Below are 23,617 nucleotides of genomic sequence, written 5' to 3' on the forward strand. Positions count from 1 at the left end.
CCGACAGTTTACATCAATAGGTACTAAGTCTCGAGTTTCCAGTATCGACCGGGGCTGCCCTTGTAATGACGCTGGAGTGTTGCACAGTTGATGACCCCGTCATGGCGGAGCGTTTGAATTAAATTGGCTACCGGAGTGGATAGATGTGCGACGATGGCGGCCATGGGGCGCCGCGGGTCACGGAGGATAGTGATGCGGATCTTAAAATCGGGTTTTGTTCTGCTTATGGCGGTTGGCCTGATGGGTCTGGGGCAGCGGCTGTGGGCACAAGCGAGCACGACGGGCAGCATTTCTGGAATGATTACCGACCCCAGCGGCGCTGCCGTACCGAATGCCGCCGTGGTGGCGATCAATAGCGGCACAGGAGCGGCGCATATGGCCAGGACCGATGCGCACGGGAATTATGTGCTGCCCCTGCTGGCGCCGGCCACGTATACGTTGACGGTTAACGCCACCGGCTTCGCAAAAGCGCAGCGCAGTGTGCTGGTGGAGTTGGGACAGGTGTCCTCAGGGGCGTTGAAGCTGGCGCTGGCGGGAAGCACGCAAACGGTCGAAGTGGGCGCAGCGCCGCCGCTGTTGCAAACCCAGAATGGCAACGTGGCCAGCACGATCAGCGAAAAGCAGGTGCGCGAGCTGCCGATACCGGGCGGCGATATTTATGACCTGGCGCAACTGCAGCCGGGGGCGGTGAATACCGGCAGCTTTTTCCCGTCGGTAGACGGGATGCCGACCAGCTCGAACATGTACACGCTGGACGGCATGGAAGACATCGACCCGTACAACAACAACACCAACGGCGGCGCGACCAACCTGCTGCTGGGCATTAACGACGTGCAGGAAGTGACCACGGTGAGCAACGGCTACAGCGCCAAGTACGGAACGCTGGCGGGCTCAAACGTGAGCATGGTGACGAAGTCGGGAACCAACAATTTTCACGGCAACCTGATTTTTGACTGGGCCGGAGAAAACCTGATGGCCAACGATTTCTTCAACAATGCGAGCGGCACGCCCCGGCCGACGTCGATGGCGAAACAGTGGGTGGGCAGCGTCGGCGGGCCCATCCTGCACAACAAGCTGTTTTTCTTTGTGGACGATGAAGGCCTGGCGGTGGTGCTGCCCTCGAGTCAGTTGGCGACGATTCCCAGCCAGCCGTATGAGGCCGCGACGCTGGCGAATCTGACAGCGAATCATCCGGCCTCGGTGCCCTTCTACCAGTCGATTTTCAAGTTGTACAACGGGGCGGCGGGGGCGAGCCGGGCGACGGCGGTACCGGGCGGCGGCTGTAGCAGCGACTTTACGATGCCGGCACCGTTCGCGGGGGCGCCGTGCGCGATGCAGTTTTATTCGAACGCCAGCAATTTCGCCTGGGAAAACGTGACGGTGGCGAAAGTGGACTGGAACATCGATCCCTCCGATCACGCCGATGTGCACTGGCTGCTGGACCGGGGCGTGCAGTCCTCCGGCATTGATCCCATCAATCCGGTGTTCAACCAGGTCAGCAATCAGCCCGAATTTCAGGCGCAGGCGAACTGGGAGCACACCTTCGGTGGCTCGGCGGTGAACTCACTGCTGCTGGCGGCGCAGCACTATAACGCTGCGTTCGGACCGCCCAATCTGGCGTCAGCGCTGCAAACCTTTCCCGGTCAGCTCGATTTTGGCGACGGCAGCATCACCACGCTGGGGGGCTTTGACGGCAGCGCGAACGTCGGCCGGGCGGTGACGCGCATCCAGATTTCCGACGATTTCGTCAAGACCATCGGCGCGCATTCCTTCGACGTCGGCTTCACGGGTTCGAAATACCTGTCCAACACCCTGATCGGCAACAACAAGAACGGCGACTGGGTGACGAGCGACATGGATTCGTTCTACAACGGCGGATTGGACACGGCGACGGGTTCCAACACCCAGTACGCCAAAGGCTATCCGGCGTTTAGAATGGCGCCGCTGGAGATGATGCGCATCGGCGGCTACGCGGATGACAACTGGCACGTGACGCCCAGGTTCATGCTGACCCTGGGACTGCGGATGGATCACCCCACCAGCCCGTCCTGCAGGCAGAACTGCTTTGCCAGCCCGGGCGACTTCCTGGCGATGAACCACGACGCGACGCAGCCGTATAATGCGGCGATTAAAACCGGCCTGAACAATGCCATCGGCAATATCGGGGCGATTGAGTGGCAACCGCGCATTGGCTTTGCCTGGCAGCCGTGGGGTGCCAGCGCGGGCACGGTGGTGCGCGGGGGATTTGGGCTGTTTGCCGACAACTTCCCCATCGACATCGCCAGCGGGTTTCTGGGCAATCTGCCGCTGAATCCGCTGTTCACGCCCTCCAACGGATTGATTTCGCCGGCGGAGGGCAACAATGCGCTCTCGGTGCAGGCGGCGAAGGCGCAAGCGGCGCTGCAATCAGGCTTTTCCAACGGTGCGACGCTGGCGCAGTTGCAGGCGGCAGTGCCCGGCTTTCAACCGCCCACGCTGACGACCGCGGCCAGCCCGCTGCAGAACCCCAGCTACGAGAAGTGGAGCCTGCAAGTGCAGCGGCAATTGTGGACTAACGCGGCGCTCACGGTGGGATATGAGGGCAACAAAGGCGATCATGAGCTGATGCAGAACCCGGCACTGAACACCTACAGCAAAACCGCCTACGCCGGCTTGCCGGGCGCGGCGCCCGATGCCCGCTTTGGCAAGGTGCTGGAATACCAGAGCAATGGTTCGTCCAACTACAACGGCATGACGGGCACGTTCCGCGATAACTTCACGAGCGGCGTGCTGATGCTGAACTACACCTGGGGGCATAGCATGGACCAGGGATTTGGTTCGGGGCAGATCCGGATGGTCGAACTGCCGGACAACCTGCAGGCGCTGTACGGCAATTCGGATGACGACATTCCGAATTCCTTCAGCGGCAACTACGTCTGGAACGTACCCTTCCAGAAATGGTTGGGCGGAAGCTCGACGCTGGCGGGCGGATGGCAGGTAACGGGCACCTTCATGGCGCGCTCGGGTCTGCCGTACTCGGTGCTCGACACCCACACGCGCTCGGTGCTGAGCCGGACGAACTATGACGGCCGGGACGTGCTGGCGAATTTCCTCGGGGGTGCGGTTCCGGGTTGTTCGAGCCCGGATCAGTCCTGTCTGGTCGCCAGCGAGTTCAGCCGGGCGAGCAGCGCCTTCGGCAACCAGGGGCGCAATATGTTCCGGGGGCCGGGCTTCTGGTCCACCGACCTGTCGGTGCAGAAGGGCTTTGCGGTGCCGGGCTGGGAATCGGCGCAACTGGCACTGCGGGCCAATGCCTACAACCTGTTCAATCACGTCAACTTCGCCCGGCCCGTGGCTTCGCTCGGCAACCCGCTTTTCGGGCAGATTACGGGCACGACCTATAACGCGTCGTCGATATTGGGCGGCAATGGGGGCGATGCATCCGTGCGCATGATCCAGCTCCAGATCGGACTGACCTGGTAGGCGGCTCGCGCCGATGGTGAACACTGGCCAGGGGCATTCCTAATACGGATGCCCCGCTTATTAAGGGGAGAAAAGCGATGAGAACGAAGCGATGGGTGCGGCGCGTGGCGTTGAGCGCGGCCGGGATGGTGGGTGCGGCGTTGCTGGTCACGAGCGCGGGAGCGCAGTTTCCCACCGCGATCGAGCGGCTGCGGGCGCAGCGCGAAGCGGTCGAGAAGCAGCTCGAAAAAGTGGCCATCATTGACCGGCGCGTGATGATCCGCATGCGCGACGGCAAGGAAGTGATGGCCGACATTTACCGGCCGAAAACACAGGCCAAGGCCCCGATCATCTTCGTGCGGACGCCGTACAACTTCAATTTCTGGGACGTGCGCAACGGCACCTACGCCGACATGAGCCGCCAGCTCTACGCGGTCGAGCACGGCTACGCGTATGTCGAGATCGAGGAGCGCGGGCACTTTTTCTCGCAGGGCAACTACGACATCCTGGGGCCGCCGCTGTCGGATTCGGCCGATGAAGTGAATTGGATGACGACGCAGCCCTGGTCGAACGGCAAGCTGGGAACGACCGGCTGCTCCTCCACGGCGGAATGGCAATCGGCGGCGGTAGCGCAGGACATTCCCGGCTGGACGACCTTCAACGTGCAGGGCTTTGGGGCCGGCGTGGGGCGCGTAGGCCCGTACTACGAGCAAGGCAACTGGTATCGCGGCGGCGCGGTGCAGATGCTGTTCATTGACTGGCTCTACGGCGAACAGAACCAGGTGCGGCCCGCGTTTCCGCCCAACACCCCCCAGGCGGACCTGATCCGCGCCTCCAAAATGTTCGACCTGGCGCCGCAAATGCCGCCGGTGGACTGGTCGCAGGCGCTGTGGTATTTGCCCGAAGAGGACATTATTAAGCACGTGGATGGACCGCCGGGCATCTTCGGCAGCCACGTCGGCGGCATCGCCACCGGCGGCGACATGATCGCCCGCACGCCCAACTCGCCGCAGTGGACCAAAGGCGGGCTGTGGAACGACAGCATGACGATCCGCAAGCCCGGACTGTGGTTCATGAGCTGGTTTGACGTCTCGGTCTCGCCCAACCTGGCCGAGTACAACTTTGTGCGGCGCACCGCGCCCGCGCCGGTCAATGACGAGCAGTACGCCATCATTGCGCCGGTGTTGCATTGCGCCTACACCCGCGCCACGCAGAACACCATGATCGGCGACCTGAGCGTGGGCGACGCGCGGCTCGACTATAACGACATTATCTACCAGTGGTTCGACCATTTCCTCAAAGACCAGCACGACGGCGCGCTGCAGCGCCCGCGGGTGCTGTATTACCTGATGGGGAAGAACGTTTGGAAGCAATCGCCGTCGTGGCCGCCCCCGGGCGTAAGCACCCAGACGTTGTACTTCAGCAGCGGTGGCCACGCCAACACCCTGCACGGCGACGGCGCGCTGACGCCGGCACCGCAAGCCAGCGACCACCCCGACGGTTACCTCTATGACCCGGCGCATCCGGTGCTGACCTTCGGCGGCGGCGGCTGCTGCGAGGGCAATGCGGTGAAGTTCGGCTCGTACGACCAGGACGAGCATGAGATGCGCAATGACATTCTGGTATACAACTCCCAGCCCTTCACCACCGGAACCGAAGTCAGCGGGCCGATCACGGTGACGCTGTATGTGTCCTCGAGCGCGAAAGATACCGACTTCACCTTCAAGGTCATGGATGTGTACCCGGATGGCCGCGCCTTCAACATCACCGAAAACATCCAGCGCATGCGCTGGCGCGACGGCTACAACCACGCGCCGGTGTGGATGCAGCCGGGACGCGTCTATAAGGTTACCTTCCAGCCCATCGACACCAGCTATTACTTCTTCCCCGGCCACCGGTTGCGAATTGCGCTCTCCAGCAGCAACTTTCCGCGCTTTGACCGCAACCTGAACACCGGCGGCAACAACTATGACGAAGCCCGGGGCGTGATTGCGCACAACGCCATCCATCACGACGCCGAATACCCCTCCAGCGTCACGCTCACGGTGCTGCCCGCGCGGGCAGCACGGCCAACGCTCGCCTTCGGCGGCAGCTTGAAGGAGCCCTGAGCGCCAGCGGACGGACCCTGCCGAGAATCGAAGCCCGCACTCCAAGCGACCAACGGGAGCGACCAGGGCAAATAGTGGCGAGCCACCGGCCGTAGTCGCAGAATGCAGGTGAGGGATGGTGGCCAGGGACGGAATTGAACCGCCGACACGCGGATTTTCAGTCCGCTGCTCTACCGACTGAGCTACCTGGCCCCTTGGGTTGGTGCTGTCGAACAACATCCGCTCCAGCCGGTCCAAAACCGTCGGTGGCGGTTTCAGTGGCTCTTGCGGCCGGCTCCGGACCCGCCTGCCGCTCCACGGCCTGCAACCGGTGCTGCGGCGCGAGGTGGGCATAACGGCACGTCATGGCAACGGTCCGATAACCTATTAATTCTTGCACAGTTCGGATATCCACACCAGCCATACGCGGGGGCCGCACGTTGGCACCTGGCGGCAGCTTGGAGGAGCCCTGAGCGCCAGCGGGTGGACGCTGCCGGGAACCGAAGCCCGGACCCCAGGCGACCAACGGGAGCGACCCGGGCAAAAAGTGGCAAGCCACTTCTTACCGCGCCGTATCCGCTAGTTAGCAGATTGCAAAAGCCGCGCGCTTATATATACTTTGCTCTGTGTGTCCACATGACAGTGTGAATTGTGTCCGGCGGAGATTGCCGCGACTCAGACGGGTGGCGCTTGTTGGAATGCTCTTTCCCGTGATCGCGACCGCGGCGCGAGCGCAGACAGCCCAGTTCACCAGCGCGCAGAGCACCATCGGCAGCGGCCTGAACTCCCCCTTTGACGTGGCGGTCGACGGCAGCGGCAACGTCTATATCGCCGACTCCGGCAATAACCGCGTGCTGAAGGAGACGCTCTCCGGCGGCAGCTACACGCAGAGTACGGTGGCCGACGCGAGTACCAATGGTCTAAATTCTCCCACTGGCGTCGCGGCGGACGGCAGCGGCAACGTCTATATCGCCGATAACAACAACAACCGCGTGCTGAAGGAGACGCTCTCCGGCGGTACCTACACGCAAAGCATCATCGCCAGCGGTTTGTTCAATCCCATTAGCGTGGCGGTGGACAGCAGTGGCAACGTCTATATCGTCGACCCCGGCAATAACCGCGTGCTGAAGGAGACGCTCTCCGGCGGCAGCTACACGCAGAGTACGGTGGCCAACGCGAGTACCAATGGTCTGAATTCTCCCACTGCCGTGGCGGTGGACGGCAGCGGCAACGTCTATATCGCCGATAACGGCAACAGCCGCGTGCTGAAGGAGACGCTCTCCGGTGGCGCCTACACGCAAAGCACCGTCGTCAGCGGCGTGGGCCCTCTCGATGGGGTAGCGGTGGACGGCAGCGGCAACGTCTATATCACCGAATACACCTTGAACGTCGTGCTGAAAGAGACGCTCTCCGGCGGCAGCTACACCCAGAGTACGTTGGCCGACGCGAGCATGAATGGTCTGAACACTCCCGCAGGCATGGCAGTGGACAACAGCGGCAACGTCTATATCGCCGATGACGGCAACCACCGCGTGCTGAAGCTGCAGTTCGCCGCGGTGGATTTCGGTTCGGCGGCCATCGGCGCCAATGCCGCAGTCACGTTCGCCTTTACCTTCACAAACTCTACGGCCGCAACCATCGGCACGCCGGTGGTGCTGACCCAGGGCGCGACCGGGCTGGACTTTGCCGACGCCGGCACGGGAAGCTGCGACACCAACGGCACCAGCCACAGCTACATCTCCGGCAACACCTGCACGGTAGCCGTGAACTTCAATCCACAGTACGCGGGCGCGCGCGACGGCGCGGTGGAGCTGACCAACAGCTCCGGCGCGGTCATCGCCACGGCCTACGTTTATGGCGCGGGAACAGGACCGCAGGTGACGTTTGCGCCGGCCGTACAGAGCACAGTGTTCGACAATGCCACAAACGGCCTGAGTCAACCCTACAACCTGGCGGTGGGCGGCAGCGGCAATGTCTATATCGCCGATGCCGCTAACAACCGCGTGCTGAAAGAGACGCTCTCCGGCGGCCTCTACACCCAGACCACGGTCGCCAGCGGCCTGAACTCTCCCCAGGGTGTAGCCGTGGACGGCAGCGGCAATGTCTATATCGCCGATACCTTCAACAACCGCGTGCTGAAGGAGACGCTCTCCGGCGGCAGTTATACACAGAGCACGGTGGCCGACCTGAGTACAAATGGTCTGCAACAGCCCTTTGCCGTAGCGGTGGACGGCAGCGGCAATGTCTATATCTCCGATTCCCTCCGCAACCGCGTGCTGAAAGGGACGCCCTCCGGCGGCAGCTACACATCGAGCACCGTCGTCAGCGGCCTGGGCATTCTCGCCGGCATAGCGGTGGACGGCAGCGGCGACGTCTATGTCGCCGATGACACCAACAACGTCGTGCTGAAAGAGACGCCCTCTGGCGGCAGCTACACACAGAGTGTGGTGGCCGACGCGAGTACGAATGGTCTGAACGCTCCCGAGGGCCTGGCGGTGGACGGCAGCGGCAACAACGTCTATATCGCCGATTACAACAACAACCGCGTGCTGAAGGAGACGCTCTCCGGCAGCAGCTACACCCAGACCACGGTAGCCGGCAGCCTGAACCAGCCCATTGGCGTGGCAGTGGACGGCAGCGGCAACGTCTATATCGGCGATAGGGGTCTCAGCAAGGTGCTCCTGGAAGACGTGGCGACACCGCCGTCACTCAGCTTCGCGAGCACCGTCGTGTATTCCGGCAACAGCAGCGACAGCCCGAAAACAGTGACGCTGAGCAACATCGGCAATGCCACGCTGAACTTCCCGTTGCCCACCACCGCCGGCGCCTTTAACCCCAGCGTAAGCGCGAACTTTACCTGGGACAGCCGGTCGTCCTGCCAGCAGACAAACTCCGGCACGGGAACCGCCTACACATTGCAGACCGGCGCGAGCTGCACGGTCGCGATTGATTTTGCTCCGGCGATCGTAGGCAGCAGCATCCCGGGCAGCGTGACGCTCACCGACAACACGCGCAACAACCTGGGCGTGACGCCACCCGCCAACGCCACGCAGACGATTAGCCTGAGCGGCGCAGCCACCCAGGCCAGCCAGACCATCACCTTCGCCAACCCCGGCACGCAGACCTACGGCGCCTCGCCCACCCTGGCTGCGACGGCCAGCTCCGGACTGGCGGTGAGCTTCACCTCGGCCACGGCCAGCGTCTGTACCGTCACCACCGGCGGCGCGCTGAGCGTGGTCGCCCTCGGCACATGCACCATGGACGCCAACCAGGCGGGCAACACGGACTACACCGCAGCGCCCACGGTTTCGCAGTCGTTTACGGTGGCGATGGCGACGCCCTCCGTGACGGCTTGGCCGGCGGCTAGCGCCATCACCTATGGGCAAACGCTGAGCGCATCCCATCTGACCGGCGGCTCGGTGAGCAACAACGGCAGCATCGTACCCGGCACGTTCGCCCTCGTGACGCCAACGGCCGCGCCCGGTTCCGGCACCGCCTCCGAGAGCGTGATCTTCACCCCCACCGACACGACCGATTACACAACCGTAACCGGCTCCGTCAACGTCACCGTCAACCCCGCTCCGCTGACCATCACCGCCGCGAACGCCACCATGACCTACGGCGGGACATTACCCTCCGTCACCTCCACCATCGCCGGCCTCGTGAATGGCGATACGTCGAGCGCCCTCGGCGCCATCACCTGCTCCGCTTCCACCACCACCCTCAAAACCACCTGCTCCGGCGCAGTTGACGCCAACTACACCATCACCTACGCGAGCGGCACGCTCACCGTCAACCCCGCTCCCCTGACCATCACCGCCGCGAACGCTACCATGACCTACGGCGGCAGCGCGCCCTCCGTCACTGCGACCATCTCCGGCCTCGTGAATGGCGATACGTCGAGCGCCCTCGGCGCCATCACCTGCACCGCCTCCACCACCACCCTCAAAACCACCTGCTCCGGCGCAGTTGACGCCAACTACACCATCACCTACGCGAGCGGCACGCTCACCATCACCCCCGCTCCCCTGACCATCACCGCGTCCAACGCGACCATGACCTACGGCGGCAGCGTACCCTCCGTCACTTCGACCATCTCCGGCCTCGTGAACGGCGATACATCGAGCGCCCTCGGCGCCATCACCTGCTCCGCCTCCACCACCACCCGCAAAACCACCTGCTCCGGCGCAGTTGACGCCAACTACACCATCACTTACGCGAGCGGCACGCTCACCGTCAACAAGGCAACCCTAACCGTAACGGCAGCGCCGGTCTCCATCGCCTATGGCAGCGCCGTTCCCGCCTTCTCGCCCAGTTACAGCGGCTTCGTCAACGGCGACACCGCGGCCAGCGCGCTCACCGGCGCGCCCACGCTCACCACCACGGCAACCAGCAAGAGCGGCGCCGGAACCTACCCCATCGCCGCCGCTGCCGGAACACTGGCTGCGGCCAACTACAGCTTTACTTTCGCCGGCAGCACGCTGACCGTCACACCCGCGGCCCAGACCATCACCTTCAGCACCATCTCCACGCAGGCCTACGGCGCCGCGCCGCTCACCCTGGCCGCCACCGCCAGCTCGGGGCTGCCAGTAACCTTCGTACTGGTCTCCGGTCCGGCAACGCTTTCTGGCGATACGCTCACCCTCACCGGCGGCGGCACGGTCGCCACCGAGGCCACGCAGGCCGGCAACAACGACTACCAGGCGGCCACGCCGGTCACGCGGACGTTCCTGGTCACCGCACCCGGACTTACAATCTCCCCCTCCACGCTCGCCTTCGGTGGCGAGCTCACCGGCTCAACCAGCGCCGCCCAGACCGTGACGCTGACCAACACCGGAACCTCGACGCTAACCATTGCCTCCCTTGCGGCCAGCGGCGGCTTCGCCGAAACCAGCGGCTGCGCCGCCACCCTCGCCGCCGGTGCGCACTGCACCGCGCAGGTGACCTACACGCCGGCCGTCGTGGGCAGCAGTAGCGGCGCGCTCACGGTGACTACCAACGCCAGTCCGGCCACGGCCACCGTGGCGCTCAGCGGCTCGGGAGAGAATCTGCTGCTGGCGCCCGGCGCCAACCCACCGCCCATCGTCACGCCCGGCCAGCCGGCGCTGTTCGCCCTGAGCATCACGCCCTCCGGCGGCCTCACCGGGGGCGTTGGGCTCGCCTGCGCCGTAAAGCCGGCCACCCAGGTAAGCTGCTCGCTCGCCCCCACGAGTCTGACGCTCAGCGGCGCCAGCCCGGAGACGATTTCCGTGGTCGCCAATACCGCCGCCGGCGCGGCCGGCTGGGCGCTGCCCGGCGCCCCAGGCTCACCCAACGCTTGGCTGCAGCTTGGAGGAGCCCTGAGCGTCAGCGGGCGGACCCTGCCGGCAATCGAAGCCCGCACTCCAAGCGACCAACGGGAGCGACCAGGGCAAATAGTGGCGAGCCCCTGGCCGCTCTGGATGCTGGCCGCCCTCGCTCTACTCGCGGGCCTCGCTTTCGCGCTGCGCCGCCGCCGCAGCCACTGGGCCGCCCTGGTTTTTGGCGCCGCCCTCCTGCTGGCCGCCTGCGGCACGCCTCCCGCCGCGCTCAACCCCAGTGCCGGCAGCACACCTGCCGGCAACTACGTCCTAACCGTCACCGCCACCGCCGCCGGCGGCAGCCGCACCGCCCAGCTCCCCTTCACCGTCCGCTAAACCACACCCCGCCGACCGATAGACCGACAGACCAGATGGCGAACCTACCACTCTGGCCTGCCACTAAGGCCCAACGCGGGCGTAAAACGGCGCATCGGACCCGCTACGGAGGCAGGGTCCATGCACAAGAGTGGAATTATTGTTTTCGCCATCGCGGTGTTGGCATTGAGCGTGGCGGCAGGCGCGCAGGGATTGCAGCGATCAGAGATTTCGCTGCAAGTGTCCGGCTTGTTCACCTCCAATAGCAATGGCACGCCGACGAGGCATCTGGCAACCGACTCAGCCGGGCTGCTGGTGGGCTACCGCTTTCACCTGACGTCGTGGGAAGCGCTGGAAGCGGAGTACGGCTACACGCGCGACGGTCAGCGCTACTTTACGCCGGCAACGGCGGTAGGGACGCCGGCGACGAATTTTGCGATCACGTCGAATTTTCAAGAGCTGATCGGAAACGAAGTAATAACGACGCCCAGGATCTTGGGGACATTCCAGTTCTTCATTCTGGGCGGCGGAGGCGCGGTGATGTTCTCGCCGCGGTCCGGTCCTTCCACGCTGCTGCTGCGGCGGCAGACGCGGGGTGCGTTCAACGCCGGGGCGGGATTTGACTTCCACGTCGGGCACCTGGGAGCGCGGGCGGAGTTTCAGATGCTGTGGTTCAAGACTCCGGATTTCCGCAACCCGGCACTGGCGTTGAATAAGTGGACGCACGTGTCGCAGCCGTCGGTGGGGTTGATCCTCACCTTCTGAGTTAACAGTTCTTAGTCCTCAGTTTTCAGTTCTGCGGCCGCCCCCGCCGATAGCACGCCTGACGAGCGTTCACTGATAACTGATAACTGATAACTGAGTAGCGTTCACTGATCACTGATAACTGAAAACTGAGTGAGGCATTCCAGAAGCGCCGCGATGTCGCCCGCCTGCGTGCGGTAGTTCGTGATGCAGCAGCGGATGGCGGCGCGGGGTTTGCCGTCGCGCGCCGGCAACGCCGCGGCGGAGACCCAGACCTGGCCGCTGGCAACGGCGGCGCGGACGATGGGGTCGATGACCGCGGGCGTGTCGCCATCGGGGCGGTCGGGGGCGAGGCAGACCAGCGGCAGAGGGGTGTCGTTGACGATGCGGAAGCCGGCGCCAGGTGCGGCCTGGCGGAGCAGGGCGGCCATGGCGAGCTGATGACGCAGGACGGCGGCGTAACCTTCCCAGCCGGCGACGGCGAGCGAGAGAAAGAGCTTGAGGCCGATGAAGCGGCGCGACCACTGCATCGAGTGCGCGAAGGGGTCGATGCCGGCGGTCGCGAGGCCGGAGGCGTCGCGCGGCATGTAGTTTTCATCGACGCGGAAGGCGCGTTCGAGGATGTCGGCATGGCGGGTGAGAAACATGCCGGCGCCCATGGGGACAGAAAGCGATTTGTGGGCGTCGAAGGTGATGGAATCGGCGCGCTCGACGCCGGCGATGACGGGGCGAAGCTCGGGAACGAGAGCAGCAAGACCACCCCAGGCGGCATCGGCATGCAGCCAGATTTTTTCGCGGGCGGCGAGATCGGCGAGCGGGCCGATGGCATCGACGGCGCCGGTTCCGGTGGTGCCCAGGGTTGCGACCAGCAGCAGGGGCTGGAAGCCGGCGGCGCGGTCGCGGGCGATGGCGGCGGCAACGGTTGCGGGCTGGAGGTGCATGGCGTCGTCGACGTCGAGCACATGCACAGCGCCGGTGCCGAGGCCGCAGAGCCGGGCGGCTTTGACGATGGAGTGATGACTGTGGTTGGAGACGTAGATGGCGGGCGGGCGCGGCAGCGCACGGGCGCCGCCGCGGGAAAACTCGGGGAAGGCGTGGCTGAGGGCGCAGAGGAGGGCGGTGTGGTTGGCTTCGGCCCCGCCGCTGGTGAAGACCCCATCGCTGGAGGCGGCCGGGTAGCCGAATTTGGCGGCGACGGCACGCAGGACGTAGGCTTCGATTTCGGCGGCAAAGGGGGAGTGGCTCCAGGCGGCGATCTGGGGATTGAAGGCGGCGACGAGAGCATCGGCGGCGACGCCCATGGTGGTGGGCGCGGGATTGAACAGGCCGAAGTAGCGCGGATGGGGCGTGTGGACCTGATGCTCCCAGAGGCCGGTGACGGCGAACTGCAGCGCCTCGGCAGGCGCGATCGGGTGGTCGAGGTCGATCGTGCCAATCTGGGCGCGCAGCGCGGCCGTGCCGGCCGCGTCGAGCGGCTGGGAGACGGGGTCGCCGGGCAGCAGGCGCAGATAGCGCTCGATTTCGGTGGAAAGCTTTTGCCAGAGCTCCAGCCGCAGGTCGGCATCGAGCGCTAGATCGGCGTTAGCGGAAGTCACATTCAGGTCCATAGCAGATGGCTATAATTTTAGAAGAGCACTGCACCACCATGCCGGAACTCTTTACCGAAATCGATTCTTACCTGCAATCGCTGGGCGCCAATGAAGGCTACGGCCGCGAATTGTGGCGGTTGTATCAGGCCAATACGCACGCCGTGCCGGAAGCCTGGCGCGTAGTCTTTCAGAAATTTCCCCGCCACAACGGCTTTCATGCCAACGGCACCGCGGCGGCGGCGCCGGCGCTCGTCTCCGCGGCCCCCGATCTGGACACCATCCGCAAGCAGGCCGCGGTGTTTCAACTGGTTCATGCCTTCCGGGTGCGCGGGCATTTGCTGGCCAACGTCGATCCGCTGGGCATGAGAAAGATTGTGCCGCATGAGGAGTTGGAGCCCGAGCACTACGGCCTGGGCGCGACGGAAATGCAGCAGCCGTTTCTGTGTCCCTTGGCGGGGCGCTCGCCGGAAGCGGGGCCGACCTGCAGCCTGGCGGACATTCTGCATGTGCTGCGCACGACCTACTGCGGCACCCTCACCCTGGAGTTCATGCACCTGCAGCGCCCCGAGGAGCGGCAGTGGCTGCAGGACCATATGGAACCGTTCCAGGACGAACGCGGCCTGAGCACGGCGCAGAAGCGGCGCATTCTGGCCAAGCTGACCGAGGCGGAGGAGTTCGAGCATCTGCTGCAGGCCCGCTTTGTGGGCCACAAGCGCTTCTCGGTGGAAGGCGCCGAATCGCTGATTCCGGCGCTGGATCGCTTCCTGAACCTGGCGACGCGGGACGGGGCGCAGGAAGTGGTGCTGGGCATGGCGCACCGCGGACGGCTGAACGTGCTGGTGAATGTCCTCGGCCTGAGCATGAGCGAGATGTTCTCGAAGTTCGAAGATCAGGACCCGGAGAGCGTCGAAGGCTCGGGCGACGTGAAGTACCACGTGGGCGCGCGCGGCGTGCATGTGGGGCCGGAGGGCAAGCGCCTGCCGGTGGAGATGATCAACAATCCCAGCCATCTCGAGGAAGTGGATCCGGTGGCCGAGGGCAGCACCCGGGCGCGGCAGGATTTGCGCGGCAGTTTCGGCGACGAGCGCGGGCGCCACGTGATCCCGCTCCTGATTCACGGCGATGCGGCGTTTGCGGGCGAAGGCGTGGTGGCGGAGACCCTGAACCTGTCGCAGTTGGGCGGCTACCGGACAGGTGGCACCTTCCATATCGTCATTAATAATCAGATCGGGTTTACGACCTCGCCCGAGGGGGCGCGCTCGTCGCTATACTGCACCGACATTGCGCGCACGATTCAAGCGCCGATTTTTCACATGAACGGCGACGATCCGGAAGCGGTGGTGCGGGCGACCGAGCTGGCGTATGCCTACCGGCGGGAGTTCCGCAAGGACGTGGTGATCGATATCGTCTGCTACCGGCGCCATGGCCACAACGAGGGCGATGACCCCAGCCTGACCTCGCCGGTGATGTACCGGAATATTGATCAGCATCCCTCGGTGCGGGTGCTGTACGCGGCAGCGCTGGTGAAGGCGGGGGTGCTGAGCGCGGAAGAGGCGGAGGCGGAGCGCAAGGCGACGCACGAGGCGCTGAGCCAGGCGGCCTCGCAGCCGGCAGCAGCGGCGGCGGCAATCGAAGCCGAACCGGAGCCGTACGTGCCGGCGACGGCGGTGGCGGAGGCGGAGCTGGCGAAGGTAGGCGAAGGCCTGACCGCGCTGCCGGAGGGATTTCATCTGCATCCGAAGCTGAAGGGCTTTCTGGGCAAGCGCCTGCAGGCCATCCGCGAGCGCGGCAACATCGACTGGTCGCTGGCGGAGGCGCTGGCGCTGGGCACGCTGGCAGTCGAGGGCGTGCCGGTGCGCATGAGCGGCCAGGACACGGGGCGCGGGACGTTCAGCCAGCGCCATGCGCTGCTCTACGACTACGAGACCGCGGCGCCGTATATCCCGCTGGCAAATATCGACCCCGCGCAGCGATCCGTCGAGATCTACGACAGCCTGCTATCGGAAGAAGCAGCGATGGGCTTCGAGTTCGGCTACGCCATGTCGCACGCCACGGCGATGGTGCTCTGGGAGGCGCAGTTTGGCGATTTCGCCAACGGAGCGCAGGTGATTATCGATCAGTTTCTGGCGGCATCGGAGACCAAGTGGCAGCGCGCGAGTGGCCTGACGCTGCTGCTGCCGCACGGCTACGAGGGCCAGGGGCCGGAGCATTCAAGCGCCCGCCTGGAGCGCTTTTTGCAGCTCTCTGCCGAGGGCAACTGGCGTGTGGCGAACTGCACCACCGCGGCGCAGTATTTTCACTTGCTGCGCGATCAGGGCCTCCGCCGCCCGCGCCGCCCACTGATCCTGATGACGCCCAAGAGCCTGCTGCGCCACGCCGAAGTCCCCTCGCCCTTCGCGTCCTTCACCAGCGGCGCGTTCCAGCCCGTAATCGGCGACGCCACGGCGCCGGCGGAGACCAAGCGCGTTCTCCTCTGCTCAGGCAAGATTTGCTACGACCTGACCAAGGCGCGCAAAGCGAAGAAGGCAACCGAGCCCGCCATCATCCGTGTAGAGCAGCTGTACCCGTTCCCCGCCGAGGCAATCACCCGCGAGCTCTCGCGCTATCCCCAGATGCGCGAATGCTACTGGGCCCAGGAAGAGCCCGAAAACATGGGCGCCTGGACCTTCGTCGCCCCCCGCCTCCGCCCCCTGCTGCCCTCAGCCCTCGAGCTGAAACATGTGAGCCGCCACGAAAGCCCCAGCCCCGCCGCCGGCTCCCTCCGCCGCCACAACCAGGAGCAAGCCGCCCTGGTCGCCGAGGCGCTGGGGTAAGCGGAAGCAGGCGTCGATGCGGATCATCTGGGCCATCGCCGCGGCGAGCATCTACGTGGCCTGGCGCCTCACCCACCCGAAAAACGCGCCGCTGCCGGCGCCGAAGAGCCCGGTTGGAATCATCAAAGGCCCGCTCCGCGCGACCTCGGCCGACCACGACACCGCCTGGGACGAGATCTAGCGAAGCGACAGGCCACTTCCCTGCCCGCGCGTCTGCGCGGAGCGACGCGCAGCGCAAAGAAAAAGAGGCGGTCCTATAGACCGCCCCAACCCCGCTTCTGGCGGGGGGAGTTGTAACCACATGTTACTACGCAACGCGACCCCAAACCGACCCGGCTATGCGAATTAGAGGGCGACGGCAGGGCGGAAGCTCACCTTGAAATTCGCGCCCTGACCGACCCGGATGCGAAGTGCTGCGAAAACGCAGGGGACCCATTGGTAGCGTGTCGCCGGCCGAGAGCCGGTTGATTGCTCGCTGGCCCGCTTCAGCGCTCCGGTAGGAGCAGGCCAAGGCCTTGGTAGCGCCGGTCACCGATGAGGAGTGGGCCGCGGACCGGCTCGGTGAATTCCAGCCTAACGTGCGTGATCGTGACGGCGTCGCCCGGGGCGCGGTAGATTTCGGCGCGGGCCGTGGACGGAAGCAACGGAGTAAGAGTGGGCGTGATTGACGCGCTGGCGACGAGGTCGTTGGGCAGCCCGGCGTCGCTCAGGCTTTGGCGAAGCAGGGCCGAGATTTCGGCAAGACGCCGGAGGTCGCGTTCGTTGCGCGTCAGCGCGCTACCGTCGGGCGACTTGCTTGGGACCTTGTAGCTGCGGGCGAGCGCGACGGGGGTCGCCGACAGCCAGACGCGGCCCGCGCTGACGTACAGCCGGTAAACTCCGTCATCGCCATCGTGTTCGAGGCGGCGGACCCGAAAACCGGGTTCGATTTCTGTGCCGGCGATTGCCGATGCGAGGGTGCTGTAGATGGAACGGGCGAGGGCAGTATCAGACGCGTTGGCGTGGCCAAACAGCGCAAAGCGGCGCACGCGGCCGTCGGCATTGCCCGAGGGGCTCAAGGACGGGAGCGGAACAAAGGCCAGGTGGGGTTTCCGCGTGGGCCTGTTATCCGGCGCGTGGCCGGAAATGAGTTCGAGCGCAAGGGCTGGGTCCGCCCAGCGCCATACCTCGCGGGCGAAGCTGCAGGCGAGGGACCGCAGGGGCGAGCGCCAGCGGTGGGCGCTGAAGGGGTCGCAGGAAACCGGACGCTCGTCGGGGTCACACGTATCGGGAACAATCTGAAAAAGTGAGATGTGCACGGGGAGGCGAGGCGAGGCGATGTCGCAGCTGTAGCCCTGAAGGCGAAGGTCGCGGCGAGCGGGCGGTTTTGCGCTGCGTGCGATTCGGTTCCGCTGCTGGTCGAAGCGCTCAAGCAGCTTATCGGTTGAGTACTGCATTGCGGCCAGCAGGCTGATGCCGGCTGGCGGCTCCGACGGCCGCCACGCTTGCAGGTCGACAGATGGCCGGCCCCCGCTTCTAGTGATCAGGGCGCGGCATAGGACGCGGTCCTCAGCGCGGCCGAGATACCCCAGCTTGGCAGCCGCTTCGTTCAGAGAATCGAGGTTGTCTCTTGCTTCGGCGAGGCCGTGCCCGCTAAGCTCCCAGAAATAGTCAACCCGGAGGGCGCCGGGATCAGATGCCGCAGCGCGCAAGTAAGGAGCGAGGTCGATGTGGTAGCGGGCGAACTCTTTTTTAGCGGGACTGTTGTGGGGCATGGCGACCTGCGGACGCTGGCGCTCGCGGTCGTCACCTAGCCTGTTCGCGAGTATGGTGGGCGGCGAGAGCTTTTCGAGCCAGCGAAGGGCAGCAAGCGTCCCGCCGGCGTATTCGGATCGCAGCGATGCGGGTAAATTGGCGAGAACCGAGGACATGAGGGCCTGGTGCAGGCGAGCGGGCGCGGGCGGCCAATCGAGCTCGTCGCGCATGGTCCTGTCCTGGCGGACGCCCGAATAGCTGTGCGCGATGAAGCAGCAGGAGATGACGAGGCAGGGCATCGGGCGCTACTTCCCTTTGCCCGCCTTCGCCGCTTCGATTTTTTCTTGAGGCGGTTTGACTTTGGCGGCCTTTTCGAATTCCGCCTTAAGGTCCGGCGCAAAGCACTCGAATTCTGGCAGGTTTGGCGGAATACCGAGCTCGTCGCCTGCTCTAACCGCCACGGCGATCAGGAGCTCGCGGTTGTCGCAAAGGCCAAGCAGCCCCTGGGCCTCAGCGGAACCCCTGCCGGCGCCGAGAAGCTCATGCTTCGTGGCTGCTTTTTGAAGAAGCTCGCAGCCGGAGCGGAGGCGATGGCTGCCTCGCGAGCGCGGATAGGCCTCAGCAAGGACGGCGAGCGCAAGAAGATAACGGCGGGCTGCGTTGGTTTTCTGAGCTTCACCGCAGAAGATCGAGGCGATGTCAGTGAGAGAGATCAGCGACAGGCGCTCGATCTTTTCGCAAAGGATGCCACCTAGAGAGCCTTTCTTGCTAAGCGCGTTGGAGAATCCGCAGGTTGCGATCGCGTCCTCCTCGGCCTTCGTTGTGGACTGTTTTTCGAGTACTTCGCTGGCAAACTCATCCTTCGAGTATGGGGCGTTATAGACGGAGTGCTTTTCAAACGGGGTGACATTGAAGGCGTCGATGCGGCTGAGGAGGATGCGAGCGTGCTTGTACCCGTCGCCGCGGCTATCCCAGAAGCCAAAGATAAGGCTCGTGGGCATCAGCTTCAGCAGTGCGAGGCCATCGCCATGAGCAAAATCGCTGATCGCCGCCTTGACCGTCTCGCTCTGCCTGGAGAGCCGGACGCGGAAGTCGCCAATGCGATGCGGTAGCTGCAAAACGCTGGTCGGCTCTGGCTTGCCAGGGATTCTGGCCGTGCCTTGCGGCACAAGCTTGCGCAGCTCCTCGTCGACGAGGAAGGCAAGTTCGGTGCGGTTCGCCTGGGACTGAGGCGAGTCGATCGTGCATTGGCGCGCACGTAAGACCTTGTAGCGGAGGTGCTTGCGGTGGTTGTCGTCGGCCCATTCCTGTTCCAGATCGCCCCACTCGATACCATTGAGGTCGTAAACGGGCGGAGGGTCGTTTTTGCCTTCGCCGGCATAGGAGGCGGGGAAGACTGGGAAGTCGAAGCCGCCGGCCGGCTCAAGCTGCTCGATGACGCGGATGACGGCGGGATGCGAGGCCGCTTTGCCGGGCTTGCGCGCTTCGACGCCGAGGAGAGCATCAAGGTGCTGGTTCGCTTCCGTGATTTGCTGCTCTGTGACTTTAGGGGGTTCGGACATTTTCATGCTCCTGCAGGGGATGCTTCGGGGAAAAATTTATAGTTGCCGGCATCGCCGTGGCCGGCGGGTCGGCGGGCGAAGGCAAGCTTGCTACCGGCCATGCCCCGGACGCGGCCGGTGCTCACAAGTCCTGCCATTGCCAGCGGGATGGGGTTGCACCAGGCAAATACTTCGACGCCATGCACCGACGTTTGCCAGATATGGACGGGAGCGAAGAAACTCGCGCCAGCCAAGCTGAGCCGTTCAATCGCCGGGAAAACAGGGTCGCGGTTGCTCGTACCTTCAGCGTCGCTGGAGAAACCCAAGTCGCTGGCATGGGATTCCAGTTCGGAGTCGAAACCCCAGCGACCGGCCCCATAAGCAACCTGCCGCAACCAGTCGCTCGTTTCCGAAGGAGGCCTGAGCTTCTGTTCGCTCAAGAACTTGGCGGCGCGGACGTTGCCACTGAAGACCTTGAGGGCACTCATTCTGCCCCTGCTGTCCTGCAGCGAGATATATGGGTTGGCACCGAGCTCGTCGCCGCAGGCGATGACGCCGGCGGCGGGGCCGGAGGGGCTTGGCGACCAGTTCAAATTGCCGACATAGTCGTGAGCCGCGGTGAAGAGCCGGTTTTTGGTGAGGCCAGCATCGATTTCGAACTTCCCGTTCTCTGCCCAGCGACAGGTGCCGGAGGGCTGCTGAAGGGCCGACTCACGCTCAGCGATTCCCGCGAGCGCGATCGCCGCGAGGAAGTGGGCGAGGTTGCGCTCGTCGAGAGCGAGGAGGAGGGGCTCAGGATTCATCGGCATCTCCTTCAGCTTGCTCGTCTTCGGTCTGGACTTGGCTGGCCTCGACGTCGGCGGAACGGATGAGGGCCTCGAGATAGGCGAGGCGCCAAGAGCCGAGCTGGCGCTGGAGGTTGCAGAAGCGCAGAGCGGCGTCGACGCGGGTGGCGTTTTGCTTGGCGGGCTCGATCCCAGGCGTTAGCCCCTCGTCGGCGATTGATGGCCGGACGTGGCCGTGGTGGCAGGCGACGAAGTGAAGTACGAGATCGCGCCAGAGCGCGGCGTGATCGACGGGCAGGCCGGGCGGGGGCGAGACGTGGTCGAGTGCGTGGCGAAGGGATTCCCATTCGTGGCGGAAGCCGTTGAGGGGCCGCGGACGAGAGAGACGCGGGTTCAGCTTGGCGAGTTCCGGCTCGGCGGACTGCCGGCCGAAGGCATCTTGCCACTTTGGGAAGCGCTTGCCTTCATCGTGCAGGCGGGCGGCGGTAGTAAGAAGTGAGTCGAGAAAAGCATCGCCGGGTGCGGCCGCTTCCGCCAGGCGGTGGGCTTCAGCGGCAGCGCGAGTGAGGTGGCCGTGGACACAGCCGACGTCGTCCAGATATTGGAGTTGCTGGCTGGCCGCGCGGTCAGGACGGAAATACCGAAACGTATAGTCGACGGCGCCAACGCGAAGAATCTGGCGGAAGGTTTGCTTCCAGCTGGGATCCGGTTGATCGGGCGGGCTCGCTTCGGATTCAGAGTCCCAGGCAATTGCGCCATCCTGAGCGACGCGGCCTGTGGCGGGTGCGATTGTGCGCCGGTAACACGCGGCTTTTTGAAGCCCATCGAGGACGTCGGAGATGGAAACCATGCCCGCTTCGCCGCCAGCGTCCTTCAGCAGGCCGGCGCAACCGTCCAGCGTGTTGGCGGCTGCGGGAAGGATGAGCGTCGAGCCGGGGCGGAGCGCCCGCAGGATCGGGTCGCAGGACCCATCTGCGAGCTTGCAGCGCCAGCGGTCGCGGTCGCGGTAGAGCAGCGGTAACGAGGAGCCTGGACTGCCCTTGAGCCAATCGCGAACGGCGCCGATGCTGACGTGGTGCAGCTCTGCGCGTAGCGGAGGGAACCGCGTAAAGATTGCTTCCAGAGCGGCGCGGACGTCGCCTGCGCTCTCGGCGTCATCGTCGAGATCTATCCAGCGCAGAGCTTCCACCTCGAGGCGAAAGGCGACATCGATTAGGGGTGCCGAGCTTTCATCTTCCGTAAACCCGTAAAGGAACGGATGGGGCGAGAGATAAGGGCCGCGATCCTCGGTGGTTGCGGTGAAGGCGCCGAGGACGGCGTCGGTTAGGGGAGGCGCCTGAACGGGCGGGGCGGCGGCGGCGGCAAGTTCGCAGGAGGACCAGTCGTTGGGGGCTGCGGCCTCAGCAAGTATCTTACGAGTGGCGCCCAGCGGCCAAGCCTTAAGCTGCTTTTCGTCGGCCTCTGCCCACGCGGCACCGGCGAGGAGGGCTCCCGAGACCGGCTGGTTAGCGGCGCGCAGATCCTTTGCCAGGCATTGGAGTTTCTCGGCGACCGCCGAGTCGGGTTCGGGCGGTACGCCCATAATATGCATTTGCGGGACAATGCCGCTGGTGCTCAGTTGGCCACGACGATCAAGGCGACCGAGGCGCTGCAGGAGCGTCGGCAGGTCGGCAAAGTCGCAGACGATGGCGTCGGCGTCAGCGTCAAGGCCGACTTCGGCGGCGGCGGTGCCGACGAGGAAACAGGGTTCCCTCCCTTCAGCGGACGTGCGCTCGCCAACGAAGCGCCGGAAGATGACATTGTCCGCGAGTCGCTCGCGCTCGTAGCCGCGCAGACGACCGGTGATGAGGCAGACGTTTTTGGATTTCAGCCCCCTAGCGACGCTCGCAGCGGCGGTGGCTTCGCGGACGAAAATGGCGATTCGGCGCACTTGGCCTGCATGGGCGAGCTGGAGAGCTTTTTCCGCGAGCTTTCCCGGCAGCTGCTTCTTTTCGACGGCGGGCACCTCGATGACGGCGCGGCGTGTCGCTTCGGCGGCAAGGCGAGGCCTCAGCGCTGGATCCTCGCGTTCGTGCTCGGTTAGCCGGAACGGCGTTGGGGTGGGTGGTGGCAGGCCCGGGGTTCCCGAAAGCTCGGTAAGCCAGAACGGAAGCCGGGCGAACGCCGCAGCCAGCGGAAGTGGGAGACTTTCGAGCGAGGACGTTTGCTTGGCGTGAATCTGGCGCAAGGTAAGGACGAAGGCAGGGACGAGGTGGGCTTCGTCGACGGCAACCCAGGTGTCGGTACCGAGAATGCCGGCATGCTGCGCGCGCCCCCACTTACCGAGGCCATAGCCTTGAAAAAGGAGACGACTGCCGATCTGATCGACCGTCCCGACGATGAGCTGGGGAGCGGCCGGGCGAATTACCCAATCCCGGTCCTGCAGGGTTTGCCCACGGAGCTCCACGATCTCGAAGGGCTGCGCGTCGGCGCCCAGAGTGGTGAGACCGCTGCGAACCGGGGCGAGGGTTGAACTGTCGGCAAGCCTTTCGCGCAGGGCTTGCGCAATCCGATAGACCTGCTGAACAAGGACGCGCCTATTGACAACCCACACCAGACGGCGCGGGACTGCTTTGGCCCCCGGGCGCTGCATGCCGTAGCGGGCGAGGGCGATTAGCCAGAGGAACACAAGATCCGTTTTACCAGCGCCGCAGGGCAGGTCAACCAGCCGGGGATAATCGCCGGCCGCGATTTCTCCGAACATGCGCTCCATCCAACGCATGGGCGTGAAATCGCGGAGCGCTTCGTACTGGTGCCCGAATGAGTCAGGGGCTGGGTTGCTCGCCGGCATGCTGAGATACTGCTGACTTGTGGAGAGTAGCATGGAATGAGCTACTGTCAATTCCCCAAACGGGTGTATTATTTGGCCAAAAGGCACTGAGGGCGCCCCCATGCGATCTTCTTACCTGGTCTGTTACGACATTGCCGATGACAAGCGGCTGCGCAAGGTGTTTCAGGCGATGCGCGGGTATGGGGATCATCTGCAATTTTCGATTTTCGAGTGCCAGATGACGCCCGAGGACCTGGTCCGCTGCCGCGAGGAGCTGCGCGGCATCATCCATCACCGCGAGGACCAGGTCCTGTTCGTCAATCTCGGTCCGAGCGAGGGGCGCGGCGAGCGCGTCATCACCGCGCTTGGTAAACCCTATACGCAGATCGATGCCCCCTGCATTGTGGTCTGAGGCGCGAT

General features: G+C 64.7%; 11 protein-coding genes and 1 tRNA gene. 6 read left to right on the forward strand and 6 right to left on the reverse strand.

What is annotated here, in order from left to right:
* Positions 1–135: 135 nt before the first annotated feature.
* Together EPN33_06610 and EPN33_06615 are read left to right on the forward strand one after the other, a co-directional pair.
* Complete coding sequence (locus EPN33_06610; protein ID TAN22608.1) at positions 136–3,462, forward strand: TonB-dependent receptor; 3,327 nt, start codon at positions 136–138, stop codon at positions 3,460–3,462.
* Between the two features lie 125 nt (positions 3,463–3,587).
* Positions 3,588–5,549: a CocE/NonD family hydrolase gene (locus tag EPN33_06615; protein ID TAN22809.1), complete on the forward strand. Its 1,962-nt coding sequence runs from the start codon at positions 3,588–3,590 to the stop codon at positions 5,547–5,549.
* A 116-nt stretch (positions 5,550–5,665) separates the two neighbouring features.
* Here EPN33_06615 and EPN33_06620 read toward each other — a convergent pair.
* Positions 5,666–5,741 (reverse strand) — tRNA-Phe (locus EPN33_06620).
* A gap of 485 nt (positions 5,742–6,226) precedes the next feature.
* On the opposite strand from EPN33_06620, the gene EPN33_06625 reads away from it, so the two are divergent.
* Entirely contained in the window at positions 6,227–11,203 is a 4,977-nt protein-coding gene (locus EPN33_06625; GenBank protein ID TAN22609.1) for a choice-of-anchor D domain-containing protein, read from the forward strand.
* 120 nt (positions 11,204–11,323) lie between these two features.
* Complete coding sequence (locus EPN33_06630) at positions 11,324–11,947, forward strand: hypothetical protein (protein ID TAN22610.1); 624 nt, start codon at positions 11,324–11,326, stop codon at positions 11,945–11,947.
* A gap of 104 nt (positions 11,948–12,051) precedes the next feature.
* Here the strand turns inward: EPN33_06630 and EPN33_06635 are convergent, their stop codons facing one another.
* Entirely contained in the window at positions 12,052–13,533 is a 1,482-nt protein-coding gene (locus tag EPN33_06635) for an aminotransferase class V-fold PLP-dependent enzyme (GenBank protein TAN22611.1), read from the reverse strand.
* A 5-nt stretch (positions 13,534–13,538) separates the two neighbouring features.
* Between EPN33_06635 and EPN33_06640 the strand changes: the two genes are divergently transcribed.
* Positions 13,539–16,328, forward strand: a complete 2,790-nt coding sequence (locus EPN33_06640) for a multifunctional oxoglutarate decarboxylase/oxoglutarate dehydrogenase thiamine pyrophosphate-binding subunit/dihydrolipoyllysine-residue succinyltransferase subunit (protein ID TAN22612.1) — start codon at positions 13,539–13,541, stop codon at positions 16,326–16,328.
* 485 nt (positions 16,329–16,813) lie between these two features.
* On the opposite strand, the gene cas5u6u is transcribed toward EPN33_06640, so the two are convergent.
* From cas5u6u to cas3u, 4 genes are read right to left on the reverse strand one after another with little or no spacing between them, the layout of a single operon-like run.
* Positions 16,814–18,361 carry a type I-U CRISPR-associated protein Cas5/Cas6 gene (cas5u6u, locus tag EPN33_06645; GenBank protein ID TAN22613.1) on the reverse strand — a complete coding sequence of 516 codons (1,548 nt, stop codon included), beginning with the start codon at positions 18,359–18,361 and terminating at the stop codon, positions 16,814–16,816.
* A 6-nt stretch (positions 18,362–18,367) separates the two neighbouring features.
* Positions 18,368–19,630, reverse strand: coding sequence for a type I-U CRISPR-associated protein Cas7 (cas7u, locus tag EPN33_06650; GenBank protein TAN22614.1), 1,263 nt, complete (start codon positions 19,628–19,630; stop codon positions 18,368–18,370).
* Positions 19,627–20,406, reverse strand: a complete 780-nt coding sequence (locus EPN33_06655) for a hypothetical protein (GenBank protein TAN22615.1) — start codon at positions 20,404–20,406, stop codon at positions 19,627–19,629. Before EPN33_06655 ends, cas7u begins: the two co-directional genes overlap by 4 nt.
* Positions 20,396–23,320 carry a type I-U CRISPR-associated helicase/endonuclease Cas3 gene (cas3u, locus tag EPN33_06660; GenBank protein TAN22616.1) on the reverse strand — a complete coding sequence of 975 codons (2,925 nt, stop codon included), beginning with the start codon at positions 23,318–23,320 and terminating at the stop codon, positions 20,396–20,398. The genes EPN33_06655 and cas3u overlap by 11 nt, the downstream gene beginning before the upstream one ends.
* Here cas3u and cas2 point away from each other — a divergent pair.
* On the forward strand, positions 23,319–23,609 hold the full coding sequence (cas2, locus tag EPN33_06665) for a CRISPR-associated endonuclease Cas2 (protein ID TAN22617.1): 291 nt from the start codon (positions 23,319–23,321) through the stop codon (positions 23,607–23,609). The genes cas3u and cas2 overlap by 2 nt on opposite strands.
* Positions 23,610–23,617 lie beyond the last annotated feature (8 nt).

This window comes from Acidobacteriota bacterium (genome assembly GCA_004299485.1).
Taxonomy (GTDB): domain Bacteria; phylum Acidobacteriota; class Terriglobia; order Terriglobales; family SCQP01; genus SCQP01.